Here is a 14,671-nt window from a genome sequence, read left to right as displayed (position 1 = left end):
CGCTTAACGCTGCGGTGGAAGCCGCGCGTGCCGGCGAACAGGGCCGCGGTTTTGCCGTGGTGGCCAGCGAGGTGCGCAGTCTGGCCGGCCGCAGTGCCGAAGCGGCGAAGGAAATCAAGACCCTGATCACCGACAGCGTGACGCGCGTCGAGCAAGGTACAGCCCTGGTCGATCAGGCAGGTACCACCATGAGCGAGGTGGTCAGCAGTATCCGTCGCGTGACCGACATCATGGGCGAGATCAGCGCCGCCAGCTCGGAGCAGAGCGCCGGTGTGGCCCAGGTGGGTGAAGCCATCACCCAGATGGACCAGGCCACACAGCAGAACGCTGCATTGGTGGAAGAGATGGCGGCGGCCGCTTCCAGTCTGCGTGCACAGGCGCAGGATCTGGTGCAGACGGTGGCGGTGTTCAAGCTCAGTGCGCAAGACAGCCAGACGGCCTACCGCAGTGCCCCGGTTGCGCCGGCTTCTTATGGCGCCGCCCCGAAACAGGTGGCTGCAGCCAGCAAGCCCGTTGCAACCGCCAAGGCGCCTGCTGCCAAGCTCAGTGCCCCGGCACCGAAGCCGGCTCCCAAGGCCAATGCTGCGGACAACGCCGATGACTGGGAAACCTTCTGAGCGCACGCACAACAGCACTTGATCAACGGCACCTGCGGGTGCCGTTTTCGTTTTGTGGGGTTTCTGATTCAATCCCAATCAGAAAAAATGTCGATTCAGACAGAATGCCGTCAAAGACGCGTTTGTTGGCTGGGCTATGTCGTTAATATCAGCTGTCTGTTGTGCAGCTGCTGGCTACCTGAGCAGCCATTTGCTTGTTGCGTCAGTTTTTCACGGGGTATTTCATGAATCAACTATCGAGATTGTCGGTCGCCAAGCGGCTCGGACTTGGCTTTGCCTTGGTCTTGCTCCTATCCATTGTTGTGATCGGTGTGAGTATTAGTCAGTTGAATGCGGTGGCAAATGCCACCGAAGAGATGGTTCAGAACCCGATCAAGACAGAGCGACTGGTTAGTGATTGGTACCGCAACCTGCGCACAGGCATCACGCGCACGATCGCTGTATCCCGTAGTGGTGATCCGACATTGGCTGATTTTTTTGCAGAAGATGCCAAAGCTTCCTCCAAAAGTTCGGGAGAACTCCAAAAAGCGGTTGAGGGGTTGATGTTTCTGGAGAGTGAAAAGAAGCTGTACCAAGAGATTGGTGAGCTACGCTTGCTGTATCTCAAGAACCGAGACGCCATCGTTGCATTGAAGAAAGAAGGCAGGGTCGAGGAAGCCAACACGCTGCTTGAGAAGCAGTTCATACCTGATGCCAACAAGTACGCTGCCGCCATGGAGGCCCTGTTGAAGAATCAGCGTGATCAGGTCGATACGCTGGCACAAGATATCAGTGCTCGTCGCCAAAGCAGCCGTCAACTGCTCGTTGTGCTGGGGTTGCTCAGCGTGGCTTTTGGGGCTTTGTGTGCTTGGTTGTTGGCAAGTTCCATCACCAGGCCCTTGGCCCAGGCTTCGGATGTTGCGCAGCGAGTGGCCTCTGGTGACTTGACGGCGGTAATTCCAGCGCACGGAACGGACGAGGTGGGTCAATTACTGACTTCTTTGCAGCATATGCAAAACAATTTGATCAGCGTTGTGAGCAACGTGCGCAGCGGCTCAGAGTCAGTGTCGACTGCCAGTGCTGAGATTGCCCAAGGCAATCAGGATCTGTCTTCCCGCACGGAGTCGCAGGCCAGTGCGCTGGAGGAGACCGCTGCTTCGATGGAGGAGTTGAGCTCGACCGTCAAGCAGAACGCGGACAACGCCCGCCAGGCCAACCAGCTGGCGCAAAGCGCCAGCACCGTGGCGGTGCAAGGTGGTGAGGTGGTGGCCCAGGTGGTGGACACCATGAAGGGCATCAACGAGGCAAGCCGCAAGATCAACGACATCATCAGCGTGATCGACGGCATCGCCTTCCAGACCAACATCCTGGCCCTTAACGCCGCGGTGGAAGCCGCGCGGGCCGGCGAGCAGGGCCGCGGTTTTGCCGTGGTGGCTTCGGAAGTGCGTTCGCTGGCCGGCCGCAGTGCGGAAGCGGCGAAGGAAATCAAGACCCTGATCACCGACAGCGTGACGCGCGTCGAGCAGGGCAGTGCCCTGGTGGACCAGGCGGGTAGCACCATGAGCGAGGTGGTGGCATCGATCCGCCGCGTGACCGACATCATGGGCGAGATCAGCGCGGCGAGTTCGGAGCAGAGCGCCGGAGTAGGCCAGGTCAGTGAAGCGGTGACCAGCATGGACCAAGCCACGCAGCAGAACGCGGCTCTGGTCGAGGAGATGGCGGCTGCCGCTGCCAGCCTGCGCGGCCAGGCGCAGGAGCTGGTGCAGACCGTGGCGGTATTCAAGCTCAGCGCCAAGGACTCTGCAGTGTCCTACGCGCCTGCAACGGCCGAGAACGCAACGCCTGTCGTGCCTCGACCCGCGCCTGCAGTGCCTGCCAAGAAGCCTGTCAAATCTGCGGCCAAGCTGAGCGCGCCGGCTTCGGCGCCGACCCCGAAGCCCGCAGCCAAGGCGGCCGACGGGGATGACTGGGAAACCTTCTGAGCGCACGGACAACGGCACTTGATCAACGGCACCTGCGGGTGCCGTTTTTCATGCTCAGTCGCGCTTGGCGGTATGCTTGACCCGACCTGTGAAAACTGGAGACACAAGTGAGCAAACAACTCGATCGCTCGGCCAAGGGTGTGTACCTGATTGCCGTGACACCTTTCACCGACAGCGGCGCGCTGGACCTGGCCAGCACCGACCGCATGGTGGACTTCTGCCTGGAAAAGGGCGTGACCGGCCTCACCGTGCTCGGCATCATGGGCGAGGCCACCAAGCTCACCATGGAAGAGTCGCGCACTTTCGTCAAACAGGTGCTGGCCCGCGTGGCAGGCCGCGTGCCGGTGGTGGTGGGGGCCTCGGCCCCCGGCTTCGCACCCATGCGCGAACTGACGCAAAGCGTAATGGAACTGGGCGCGGCCGGTGTGATGGTGGCGCCGCCCGCCACCGTGCGTACCGACGACCAGATCGTTGCCTATTTCGACATGGTGAACGAGACCCTGGGGCCTGACGTACCTTGGGTGCTGCAGGACCACCCGGTCTCGACCGGCGTGCAGATGTCCACCGGCGTCATCCTGAAGATTCTGAAGAATTCACCCACCTGCGTCATGCTCAAGCACGAGGACTGCCCGGGCCTGGCCAAGCTCTCGGCCATCCGTGCCGCGAGCGACCGCGGAGAACTCCAGCGCATTTCCATCCTCACCGGCAACGGCGGCGGCCTGTTCCTGCCGGAAGAGCTGACACGTGGTGCCGACGGCGCCATGACCGGCTTTGCCTACCCGGAGATGATGGTGGACGTCTGCGCTGCGCATGCGGCCGGTGACATGGAGCGTGCCCACGACCTGTTCGATGCCTACCTGCCGCTGGCGCGTTATGAACAACAGGCCGGCATCGGGCTGGCCGTGCGCAAGCACATCCTGTGGCAGCGTGGTGTCATTGCCTCCGAGGCGGTGCGCAAGCCGGGGCCGAAATTGTCAGCGCAGGATGTGGCCGATATCGAACGCCTGACGCGGCGGCAGGCCAAGCGTTTGGCTGAGCTGGGCTGAGGCGTCGGGCCATGAAGCTCACCGTGCACCGTGGTTATCTGCCGGGCTGCATTGGCCGCATCACCGAGTTGCATGCGCGTTTCTCCGCCGTGCACACCGGCTTTGGCGTGTACTTCGAGAGCAAAGTGGCGCGCGAGCTGGCGGCTTTCTGCGAGCGCTACGACGATACGCGCGATGGCCTGTGGCTGGCGTTGCTCGACGGTCAGGTGGAAGGTTCCATCGTGATCGACGGTGTGCATGCCGATACAGAGGGTGCCCACCTGCGCTGGTTCATCACGTCGGAGCGCCTGCGCGGCACGGGCGCCGGCAGCCGCTTGCTGGCCGAGGCCATGGCCTTCTGCGATGCGCATGGCTACCGCAAGACCTACCTCTGGACCTTCGACGGCCTGCAGGCGGCGCGCCATCTGTACGAGAAACATGGTTTTGGCCTGGTGCAACAGCAGCCCGGGCAGCAATGGGGCAGCGAAGTGCTGGAGCAGCGTTTCGAGCGTGTGAAGGGCTGAGCGTGGTGGGCGTTGTGTGTCTCACAGCACGACAGATCCGCCACCTGGCTGCGCTGGGTTGAAATCACAAAACACGGACACGGGAAAACGATGCATCGACGAAACTGCTTGCTGGCGTTCGGGGCTTGGGGACTGACGGCCAGCGCCGCAACGCGCATGAAGCCACCGGAGCCGAGTACCAACGAATGGGCGCTTGCCTTGCAGGCGCTGGAGGCTCGCAGCGGCGGGCGCCTGGGCGTGGCCATCCGCGATACGGGCAGTGGTGCCCAACTGCTGCACCGCGCGGACGAATTGTTCCCCCTGTGCAGCACCTTCAAGCTTCTGCTCGCCGCCTATGTGCTGCATCTGGTGGAGCAGGGCGCCGAAGGCCTGGAGCGGCGCGTGGTCTATCCGGCCTCGGCGCTGGTGGCGCATTCACCGCGCACAGCGCCGCGTACGGGGGATGGTGAGGGCATGACAGTGGCGCAACTCTGCGAGGCGACGCTGGTGATCAGCGACAACACGGCCGCCAATCTGTTGCTGGCACGTCACGGCGGCCCCCAAGCGCTCACGGCCTGGCTGCGCGGACTCGGCGATACGCAGACGCGGCTGGACCGTTGGGAAACCGACCTCAACTCGGCTTTGCCGGACGACCCGCGCGACACCACGACGCCCGGGGCCATGCTGGAGACGATGGACAAGGTTCTGCTGGGCAGCGTGCTCGGCCCTGTTTCCCGCAGGCAGTTGCAGACCTGGATTCGCGGCAACCTGACGGGGGACCACGCCTTGCGCGCGGGTTTCCCGAGCGGCTGGGTGGTGGGGGACAAGACCGGCTCGGGCGACAGGGGCACCCGCAACGATGTGGCCATCGCCTGGCCCGCCGAACGCCGGGCACCGCTGCTGGTGGCTAGCTACCTGACCGGCGCCCAGGCCATCACGCCAGCGCAGCGCGACGGCGTACACGCCGAGGTGGCCCGGCTGGCCAGCCGTTGGCTGGTGCGCTGACTCAGAGCTTCTTCACCAGCACCTGCGATTTGCGGTCCCAGTTGTACTTGCGCTTGCGCGCCTCGGGCAGCCAGTCGGGGTCCACGTTCTGGAAACCACGCTTGAGGAACCAGTGCATGGTGCGGGTGGTCAGCACGAAGATGCTCTCCAGTCCCATGGCGCGGGCGCGCTGCTCGACCCGTTTCAGAACCTTTTCGCCATCGCCCTGGCCTTGCACGTCGGGTGAGACGGTCAGCGCGGCCATCTCGGCCGTCCTGGCCTCGGGGTAGGGGTAGAGCGCGGCGCAGGCGAAGATCACGCCGTCGTGCTCGATGATGGTGTAGTTGCCGATGTCGCGCTCGATCTCGGTGCGGCTGCGCTTGACCAGGGTGCCATCCCGCTCGAACGGTTCGATCAGCTGCAGGATGCCGCCGACGTCGTCCGGCGTCGCCTCGCGCAGTTCCTCCAGCTTTTCGTCCACCACCATGGTGCCGATGCCGTCGTGCACATAGACTTCCAGCAGCAGCGAGCCGTCCACCGCAAAGGGGATGATGTGGCTGCGCTCCACGCCGGCCTTGCAGGCCTTGACACAGTGCTGCAGGTAGAAGGCCGTGTCGGTGGGCAGGGTGGCATTGGGCAGCGCGGTCAGTAGCTTCTCGGCGGCGGCCAGCGGCAACTCGGTGTCGATCGGGTTGTCTTCACTCTCGGCTTCGGTGGCGCGGATGCGGATGCCCGGGATTTCGGAGACGAAGATCAGCTTGTCGGCCTGCAGCGCCGTGGCCACGCTGGTGGCGACTTCTTCCATGGTCAGGTTGAAGGCCTCGCCGGTGGGCGAGAAGCCGAAGGGCGAGAGCAGCACCAGGGCGCCCATGTCCAGCGTGCGGCTGATGCCAGCCACGTCCACTTTTCGCACCAGGCCCGAGTGCTGGAAGTCCACGCCATCCACAATGCCCACCGGGCGCGCCGTGATGAAGTTGCCCGAGATCACACGCACTGTGGCACCGGCCATGGGGGTGTTGGGCAGGCCCTGGCTGAAGGCAGCCTCGATTTCGTAGCGCAGCTGGCCGGCGGCTTCCTGCGCGCAGTCCAGCGCGATCTCGTCGGTGATGCGCATGCCGTGCGAGTACTTGGGCGCGTGGCCCTTGGCCTTGAGCTGCTCGTTCACCTGCGGCCGGAAACCGTGTACCAGCACGATCTTCACGCCCATGCTCTGGATCAGCGCCAGGTCCTGCGCCAGGTGGTGCAGCTTGCCGGCGGCGATGGCCTCACCCGCAATGCCAACGACAAAGGTCTTGCCGCGGTGCATGTGGATGTAGGGCGCCACCGAGCGGAACCAGGGCACAAAGGTGAAATTGAAAACGGTGGACATGCGCGCTTGAAAGAGAAAAGGGCGAACCAGCCGGGTGAGACTGGGATAATTGGCAATTCTCCATGAAGTTAGCGCCTTGAGTCCCGTTCCCCTGAAAATTGAGTTCCCCGAATCGCTGCCGGTGTCGGCTAAACGCGACGAGATCACGGCCGCGCTGGAAAAGCACCAGGTCATCATCGTCTGCGGCGAAACCGGTTCGGGCAAAACCACCCAGTTGCCCAAGATCGCCCTGGCCATGGGTCGCGGCAAGCTGAACTACCCCGCTGGGCAGCGCGGCCGCCTGATCGGCCACACCCAGCCGCGCCGGATTGCCGCCTCGTCGGTGGCCAAGCGCATTGCCGAGGAACTGCAGACGCCGCTGGGCGAGGTGGTGGGCTACAAGGTGCGTTTCCAGGACCGCTTGAGCCGTGACGCCTCGGTCAAGCTGATGACCGACGGCATCCTGCTGGCCGAAACGCAGACCGACCCGTTGCTGCAGGCCTACGACACCATCATCATCGACGAGGCGCACGAGCGCAGCCTGAACATCGACTTCCTGCTCGGTTACCTGCGCCAGATCCTGCCGCGCCGGCCGGACCTGAAGATCGTCGTCACCTCGGCCACCATCGATGCCGACCGCTTTGCCCAGCACTTTGCTTCGAGCAAGGGGCCGGCACCGGTGATCATGGTCTCGGGGCGCACTTTCCCGGTGGAGCAGCGCTGGCGGCCGTTTGAAGAGAGCCGCGAGTTCGACCTGAACGACGCCATTGCCAGTGCGGTCGATGAGCTGTGGCAAGGCAATGCTTCAGGAGACATCTTGGTCTTCCTGCCCGGCGAGCGTGAAATCCGCGAGGCGGCCGACCATCTGCGCCGCCACCTGAGCCACCACGCCGTGACGCGCAACGCCGAGGTGCTGCCGCTGTTCGCGCGCCTGAGCCAGGCCGAGCAGGACCGGATTTTTGACAGCCACAACGGCCGGCGCATCGTGCTGGCCACCAACGTGGCCGAAACCTCGCTCACCGTGCCGGGCATCCGATACGTCATTGACGCCGGTACGGCGCGCGTGAAGCGCTACAGTTTCCGTAGCAAGGTGGAGCAGTTGCTGGTCGAACCGATCAGCCAGGCCGCCGCCAACCAGCGCGCCGGCCGCTGCGGCCGGGTGGCCAACGGCATCTGCATCCGCCTTTACGACGAAAAGGACTTCGCCGGCCGCGCCCGTTTCACCGACCCGGAGATCCTGCGTTCCTCGCTGGCCGGTGTCATCTTGCGCATGAAGTCGCTGCACCTTGGTGTGGTGGAGGACTTTCCTTTCATCGAAGCGCCGTCCGGCCGCGCCATTGCCGACGGCTACCAGCTGCTGGCCGAACTCGGTGCCGTGGACGAGAGCAACGAGCTGACGCCGCTGGGCCAGGAACTGGCCCGCCTGCCGCTGGACCCGCGCGTCGGCCGCATGATCCTGGAGGCCAGAAGCCGCCAGGCACTGGACGAGGTGCTGGTGATCGCCTCGGCCCTGTCGGTGCAGGACGTGCGCGACCGCCCCATGGACGCGCAGGCCCAGGCCGACCAGGCGCACGCCAAGTTCGACGACGAGAAGAGCGAGTTCACCGGTTACCTCAAGCTGTGGAAGTGGATCCACGATGCCCGCGGCGACAAGCACGCCCACCCGGCCGGTGCGGCCGGCACGCACAAGCTGAGCAACCGCCAGTACGAGCAACTGCTGCGGCAGAACTTCGTCAACATGCGCCGCGTGCGCGAGTGGCGCGATATCCACAGCCAGTTGCACACCGTGGTGGCCGAACACAAATGGCGGCTCAACACCACACCGGCGAGCTACGAGCAGATCCACCTCTCCATGTTGTCGGGCCTGCTGGGCAACGTCGGCTGCAAGCTGGAGGAAGAGGCCGCTTCGGGTGAATACCTCGGCGCGCGCGGCATCAAGTTCCACCGCCATCCCGGTGCCCACCTGAGCAAGAAGCCCGGGCGCTGGATCGTGGTGGCCGAACTGGTGGAAACCACGCGCCTGTTCGGCCGCGGCATTGCCGCCATCGAGCCCGGCTGGATCGAGCAGGTGGGCGGCCATCTGCTCAAGAAACAGTTGCTCGACCCGCACTGGGAAAAGAAGGCGGCCGAGGTGGTGGCGCTGGAGCGCGCCACGCTCTACGGCATCGTGGTCTACAGCGGCCGGCGCACCAACTTCGGCCGAGTGGACCCTCAGGCCGCGCGCGAAATCTTCATCCGCGAAGGCTTGGTCGGCGGCGAGTGGGACACCAAGCTGCCGTTCCTGGCTGCCAACCAGAAGCTGGTGCGGCAGGTGGAGGAGCTGGAGCACAAGTCGCGCCGGCAGGACGTGCTGGTGGACGATGAGCTGATCTACGCCTTTTACGACCAGCAGCTGCCGGCCACGGTCTGCAGCGGCTACGAGTGCGAACGCTGGTACCGCGAGGAAAGCAAAAAGAACCCGCAGCTCCTGCAGCTCACGCGCGAGGAGCTGATGCGCCACGAGGCGGCCGGCATCACCACCAGCGCCTTCCCCAAGACCATCCGCCTGGGTGGCGTCGATTGCGCGGCGACCTACCTGCACGAACCGGGCGACCCCAAGGATGGGCTAACGGTGACCGTGCCGCTGTTCGTGCTGAACCAGGTCAATGAAGACCGCTGCGAGTGGCTGGTGCCCGGCATGCTGAAGGACAAGATCCAGGCCCTGCTGAAAAGCCTGCCGCAACGGCCGCGTAGCCGCTTCGTGCCGCTGCCGGAATCGGCGGCCCGGCTGGCCGACACCCTGGGCGCGCCGGAGTCCTTTGGCCATGGCGGCCTGACCGACGCCCTGCTGAAGCAGGTGCGCGACATCACCAGCCTGGATGTGAAACGTGCCGACTTCAAGCTCGACATGCTGGCGCCGCACCTGTTCATGAATTTCCGTGTGGTGGACGAACATGGTCGCCAGCTGGGGCACGGGCGCAACCTCGGCGCCTTGAAGGCCGAGCTCGGCGCCCAGGCACGCGGCGCCTTCCAGGCCCTGGCGGGCCTGAAGCTGGCCAGTCCGGCCACCCCGAGTTCAGTGCTAAATCGGGCTTCAGCCCCCGTCAATCATGCGCAACGCGCTCCTGAAAAAGGAGCAAAAACAGCGGCAACCAAACCTGCCACGCCGGCCGAGCAGCGCTACACCGCCTGGACTTTCGGCGAACTGCCCGAGCTGATGGAGATCCGCAAGGGCGGCCAGACGCTGATCGGCTTCCCGGCGCTGATCGACCAGGGGGATGCGGTCAGCATCGAGGTGTTCGACGAGCCCGAGGTGGCCGCCGCCAAACACCGCGCCGGCCTGCGCCGCCTGTTTGCGCTGCAGATCAAGGACGCGCTCAAGTACCTGGAAAAGAACATCCCCGACCTGCAGAAGATGGCCGTGGCCTACATGCCGCTGGGGACGATGGAAGAGTTGCGCGGGCAGGTCATCGACGTGGCGCTGGACCGCGCCTTCCTGCTCGACCCGCTGCCGGCCGACGAGTTCGACTTTAAACGCCGGCTCGACGAAGGCCGCGGCCGCCTGACGCTGATCGCCAACGAGGTGGCGCGCCTGGCAGGGGTGATCCTGACCGAGTACGCGGTGGCCGCACGCAAGATCAAGGACAGCAAGAACGCGCCTGAGGCAGTAGCCGATTGCACGCAGCAGCTGCAGCGCCTGATGCCCAAACGCTTCATCGCGCTCACGCCTTGGCCGCAGCTGCAGCACTTCGCCCGTTACCTGAAGGCCATCACACTGCGGCTGGACAAGTACCGCGCCGACCCGGCCCGCGACGCGACGCGCCTGACCGAGCTGCGGCCGCAGGAGCAGCGCTACTGGCGCCTGGTGGCCGAACGCAAGGGCGTGATGGACGAGCGCCTGCAGGAATTCCGCTGGTTGCTGGAGGAGTTGCGTGTGAGCTTCTTCGCCCAGGAACTGCGCACGCCGCAGCCGGTCAGCGTCAAGCGGCTGGACAAAGCCTGGCAGCAGCTGAATAGCTGATGGCTGGCTTTGCGGCGTAGGGTCACATCTGCCCGCAGGGCATGTGAACCGGAGCCACAAAGCCGATCAACCGTCAGGTTGATCGCAAGCTTTGCCGTGAAGGCTCATATGGCCACAGGCCATGTGAGCCGGAGCCACAAGGTGTGGGTCGGCCACAGGCCGATGCCGGACAGCAGTCCGGCAGCAGTTGACTAGTTGATGAGCCCAGTCCCAGACGTGACCCTGATTGGTATGCGTGCCTACTAAACTGGGCCGATGAGTCTCAGAGTACCTTCCAGAAAATCACAGCGCAGTCCGTGGGAACGCCGCCTGGCGCTGACGCGGCACCGCGCCGGCCGGCTGGACCCGGCCGTCCAGGGCCTGCTCTGGACGCTGGTGGCCGGCATCTGCTTTGTGCTGCTCAACACCCTGTCGCGCTACCTGACGACGCAGATCGACCCCATGCAGTCTCAGTTCCTGCGCTACTTCTGCGGTTTGCTGGTCATGTTGCCGCTGGTCTGGCGCTCCGGGCTGGCAGCCTACCGGCCGCGGCACATCGGCGGCCAGTTCGTGCGCGGCCTGGTGCACACCGCCGCGCTGGGCCTGTGGTTTGTGGCGCTGCCGCACATCTCGCTGGCCGACATGACGGCGATCGGTTTCACCACGCCGATCTTCATCATGCTCGGCGCCTGGCTCTTTCTGCGTGAGCCGATGCACTGGGAGCGCTGGCTGGCGGCGCTGGTGGGTTTTGGTGGCGTGCTGGTTGTGGTCGGGCCCGGCCTGTCGGCCAGTGGGGGCATCTACAGCTTGGTCATGCTGGCCTCGGCACCCGTGTTCGCAGCGTCCTTCCTCATCACCAAGGCGCTCACGCGCCACGAGAAGGCGGGTGTCATCGTGCTGTGGCAATCGATTGCGGTGACCTTGCTCAGCCTGCCGCTGGCGCTGCTGCACTGGCAGGCGCCGACGGCGGCGCAATGGGCCGGCTACATGGTGTGCGGCCTGCTGGGCAGTGGCGCGCACTACTGCCTGACGCGCTCTTATGGCGTGGTCGATATTTCGGCCACCCTGTCGCTGAAATTCCTTGACCTGGTCTGGGCCTCGATCATGGGCTGGCTGGTGTTCTCGGAGCAGCCCAGCCAATCAACCTTGATCGGTGGCCTCGTCATCTCCGCCTCCACGCTGTGGATTGCCCGGCGCGAATCGCGCCGCAACGCATGACGGCCGATCAGTAAAGACAGGGAATGAAACGCTTGGTCTGTTGCCGGTAATCCACGTAGCCCGGGTGTTGTCCCAGCATCCAGCGTTCCTCGTACTGCGACTTGAGCCACAGCACCAGCGTCAGCACGTACCAGGCCAGCCAAGCTTCGTCGCGCACGGCCGTGCGGGCCAGCGCCCAGGCGCCGAGCAGAAAGGCTGTGTACATCGGGTGGCGGATCCAGCGGTAGGGGCCATCGGTGATCAGCGCGCCACCTTCTCTGGGAATAGGGCGGATGTTGAAGTTGCCCGGCCGGTTGACGCTGATGGCCCAGGTCGCCAAGGCCAGACCGAGCAGCCCCGTGAGCCAGGCTTCGGCCGGGATCGCCCAAGCCAATACGGCCGGCAGCGCCAGCCAGGCCAGCACTCCAAACAGCCCGAACTGCAGTGCCACCAGCAGTACGCTGGGCAGTTGCCGTGGATCGCGTTTCACAGTTTGGCCAGGCGGTCCAGCGCCGTGTGCAGCGTTTCGTCCTTCTTGGCGAAGCAGAAGCGCACCACACGCTGGTCGAAGCCGTTGCCGTAGAAAGCCGACAGCGGAATGGCGGCCACGCCGATCTCGCTGGTGAGCCATTTGCAGAATTCGGCCTCGCCCAGGTCGCTCACGGCCGAGATGTCGACACACTGGAAGTAGGTGCCTTCGCCCGGCAGCATGCAGAACTTGGTGCGCTTGAGGCCTTCGCGGAACAGGTCACGCTTGCGCTGGTAGAAAGCCGGCAGCTCCAGATAGGGTTTGGGGTCGGCCATGTAGCTGGCCAGGCCGTACTGCACCGGCGTGTTGACGGTGAAGACATTGAACTGGTGCACCTTGCGGAACTCGGCCGTCAGCGGTGCAGGGGCGGCCACGTAGCCCACCTTCCAGCCCGTCACGTGGTAGGTCTTGCCGAAGCTGGAGACGATGAAGGCGCGCGCCGCCAGGCCGGGAAAACGCGCCGCGCTCTCGTGCGGCCGGCCGTCGAACACCATGTGCTCGTAGACCTCGTCGGAGATCAGCAGGATGTCGGTCGGGTCCAGCAGGTCCTGCAGCTGTTGCATTTCCGCTTTCGTCCACACCATGCCGCTCGGGTTGTGCGGTGAGTTGATGAGGATGGCGCGCGTTTTCGGCGTGATGGCGGCAGCAATTTTGTCGAAGTCGGGGCGGAAGGTGCCCGGGGTGAGCGGCACACGCACCACCACACCACCGGCCAGTTCGATGTTGGGCACGTAACTGTCGTAGCAGGGCTCCAGCACGATCACCTCGTCACCCGGGTGCACGATGGCCAGGATGGCGGTGAGGATGGCCTGGGTGGCGCCGGCGGTGATGGTGATCTCACTGGTGGTGTCGTAGGCGTGGCCGTAGAGCGCACTGACCTTGGCCGCCACCGCCTCGCGCAACACCGGCACGCCGGTCATGGGCGGGTACTGGTTCAGGCCCTTTTTCATGGCCTCGGTTACGGCGTCCACCAGGCGCGGGTCGCAGTCGAAGTCGGGGAAGCCCTGGCCGAGGTTGACGGCGCCTTTTTCGGCCGCCAACGCGGACATGACGGTGAAGATGGTGGTGCCGACGTTGGGCAGGCGGCTCTTGAGTACTGGTGTTCTCGTATTCATAAGGGGGATAGGTAGACCTAACAATGCATTACCAGGGCACCCGTGGAACCGGCTTCGCCGGGCCACTGGGTGCGTCCCCCCGCCACCGAAGGATGAGCGGGGGGAAGGCGCATCGCGCCTCAGGGGGGTTACAACTCATAGTCCGCCACATGGCCGGTCATGGCGCGCGCCACCAGGTCGCGGCTCAGGCGGTCACTCAGCAGTTCGGCAAATTCAAAGACGAAGTTGCGCAGGTAGGCGCCGCGCTTGAAGGCCACGCGTGTCACGTTCTGGCCGAACAGGTGGCCCAGCGGGCGGATCACCAACTCGCTGTCTGCCGCCTGTGCCGGCATGCCGCGCACCGCCATCTCGGCCACGATGCCGATGCCCATGCCGAGCTTGACATAGGTGGTGATCACGTCCGAATCAATGGCTTCCAGCGCAATGCGCGGCTCCAGCTTGCGCTGGGCGAAGGCATGGTCGATACGGGTGCGGCCGGTGAAGGTGGGGTGGTAGGTCACCAGCGGCTCGGCCGCGATGTCTTCCAGCGTCAGGCGCTCCTTGGTCGCCAGTGGGTGGCTGGCGGGCAGCACCAGCATGTGCTGCCACTCATAACAGGGCAGGGTGACGAGCTCGTCGTAGTTGGAGAGTGATTCGGTTGCAATGCCGATCTCGGCCACTTCGTCGATCAGCATGCGCGCCACCTGGTCGGGTGTGCCCTGGTGCAGGCTGAGGTTGACCTTGGGGTAGGCCGCGCGCAGCTTGGCCACCGGCTCAGGCAACACGTAGCGCGCCTGGGTGTGGGTGGTGGCAATGGAGAGCGTGCCGCTGTCCTGCGCGCTGTATTGCTCGCCGATGCGCTTGAGGTTGCCGATCTCGCGCATGATGAGCTCGATGCTTTTCAGCACGTGCTGTCCCGGCTCGGTGATGCGCTTGAGGCGCTTGCCGTGGCGGGCGAAGATGTCGATGCCGAGTTCTTCTTCCAGCTCGATGATGGCCTTGGACACGCCCGGCTGCGAGGTGTGCAGCGCCTTGGCCGCCTCGGTCAGGTTCAGGTTATGGCGCGCCGCCTCCTGAACAAAGCGGAATTGGTGCAGGTTCATGGTGAATTCCAGCTAAAACTGGTGTTTATTATGCCTTGGGTGTCTAACAAAGGTGGCGGAATGAGCGCATTCAGGCTCATTGCAGAACGATGGCGAAGATAGAGCGGTGGAGGCCTTTGCCGGATTTCCACAGTTTGTTAATAGCCCTTACTAGGCTGCAATCTGACAGAATGTCTTGATAAATCAGGCACTTAGTTGCAACAGCGGAGGCGTACACCATGAACATCCGGCCATGTTATTTCGCACTTTTGCGATCTAAATTACGTTATGTTGATTGACGTAGGCGTCAACGCGACCAACAGAGCATTACGAATGGATAAGGCATCGGATA

General features: G+C 64.3%; 11 protein-coding genes. 7 read left to right on the top strand and 4 right to left on the bottom strand.

The features are described 5' to 3' along the window. From CDE01S_RS16900 to bla, 5 genes are all read left to right on the top strand, one after another. A partial coding sequence (locus CDE01S_RS16900; RefSeq protein WP_245636206.1) for a methyl-accepting chemotaxis protein occupies nucleotides 1-617 on the top strand: 617 nt, incomplete at its 5' end. A 224-nt stretch (nucleotides 618-841) separates the two neighbouring features. Further along, a complete protein-coding gene (locus CDE01S_RS16895) occupies nucleotides 842-2,578 on the top strand; it encodes a methyl-accepting chemotaxis protein (RefSeq protein WP_066710381.1) in 1,737 nt (578 codons plus the stop codon). A gap of 95 nt (nucleotides 2,579-2,673) precedes the next feature. Further along, nucleotides 2,674-3,624 (top strand): dihydrodipicolinate synthase family protein, encoded by a 951-nt coding sequence (locus CDE01S_RS16890; RefSeq protein WP_439648681.1) that lies wholly within the window; start codon nucleotides 2,674-2,676, stop codon nucleotides 3,622-3,624. Nucleotides 3,625-3,635: 11 nt separating this feature from the next. Further along, nucleotides 3,636-4,127 carry a GNAT family N-acetyltransferase gene (locus tag CDE01S_RS16885; protein ID WP_066710375.1) on the top strand — a complete coding sequence of 164 codons (492 nt, stop codon included), beginning with the start codon at nucleotides 3,636-3,638 and terminating at the stop codon, nucleotides 4,125-4,127. A gap of 90 nt (nucleotides 4,128-4,217) precedes the next feature. Continuing rightward, nucleotides 4,218-5,111 (top strand): class A beta-lactamase, encoded by an 894-nt coding sequence (bla, locus tag CDE01S_RS16880; protein ID WP_066710372.1) that lies wholly within the window; start codon nucleotides 4,218-4,220, stop codon nucleotides 5,109-5,111. A gap of 1 nt (nucleotide 5,112) precedes the next feature. On the opposite strand, the gene argA is transcribed toward bla, so the two are convergent. Beyond that, nucleotides 5,113-6,459, bottom strand: coding sequence for an amino-acid N-acetyltransferase (gene argA, locus CDE01S_RS16875; RefSeq protein ID WP_066710369.1), 1,347 nt, complete (start codon nucleotides 6,457-6,459; stop codon nucleotides 5,113-5,115). 76 nt (nucleotides 6,460-6,535) lie between these two features. On the opposite strand from argA, the gene hrpA reads away from it, so the two are divergent. Together hrpA and CDE01S_RS16865 are read left to right on the top strand one after the other, a co-directional pair. After that, nucleotides 6,536-10,438 (top strand): ATP-dependent RNA helicase HrpA, encoded by a 3,903-nt coding sequence (gene hrpA / locus CDE01S_RS16870; RefSeq protein WP_084382959.1) that lies wholly within the window; start codon nucleotides 6,536-6,538, stop codon nucleotides 10,436-10,438. A 255-nt stretch (nucleotides 10,439-10,693) separates the two neighbouring features. Further along, nucleotides 10,694-11,635, top strand: coding sequence for a DMT family transporter (locus CDE01S_RS16865; protein ID WP_066710365.1), 942 nt, complete (start codon nucleotides 10,694-10,696; stop codon nucleotides 11,633-11,635). Between the two features lie 7 nt (nucleotides 11,636-11,642). Here CDE01S_RS16865 and CDE01S_RS16860 read toward each other — a convergent pair whose 3' ends face one another. From CDE01S_RS16860 to CDE01S_RS16850, 3 genes are all read right to left on the bottom strand, one after another. Further along, entirely contained in the window at nucleotides 11,643-12,104 is a 462-nt protein-coding gene (locus tag CDE01S_RS16860) for a methyltransferase family protein (RefSeq protein WP_066710361.1), read from the bottom strand. After that, nucleotides 12,101-13,258, bottom strand: a complete 1,158-nt coding sequence (locus CDE01S_RS16855; protein WP_066710357.1) for a pyridoxal phosphate-dependent aminotransferase — start codon at nucleotides 13,256-13,258, stop codon at nucleotides 12,101-12,103. Before CDE01S_RS16855 ends, CDE01S_RS16860 begins: the two co-directional genes overlap by 4 nt. A 128-nt stretch (nucleotides 13,259-13,386) precedes the next feature. After that, on the bottom strand, nucleotides 13,387-14,340 hold the full coding sequence (locus tag CDE01S_RS16850) for a CysB family HTH-type transcriptional regulator (protein ID WP_066710354.1): 954 nt from the start codon (nucleotides 14,338-14,340) through the stop codon (nucleotides 13,387-13,389). Between the last annotated feature and the right edge of the window lie 331 nt (nucleotides 14,341-14,671).

Origin of the sequence: Curvibacter delicatus NBRC 14919 (genome assembly GCF_001592265.1) — a bacterium.
Lineage (GTDB): Bacteria > Pseudomonadota > Gammaproteobacteria > Burkholderiales > Burkholderiaceae_C > Hylemonella > Hylemonella delicata.
This window is presented reverse-complemented; position numbering and strand designations above follow the sequence as displayed.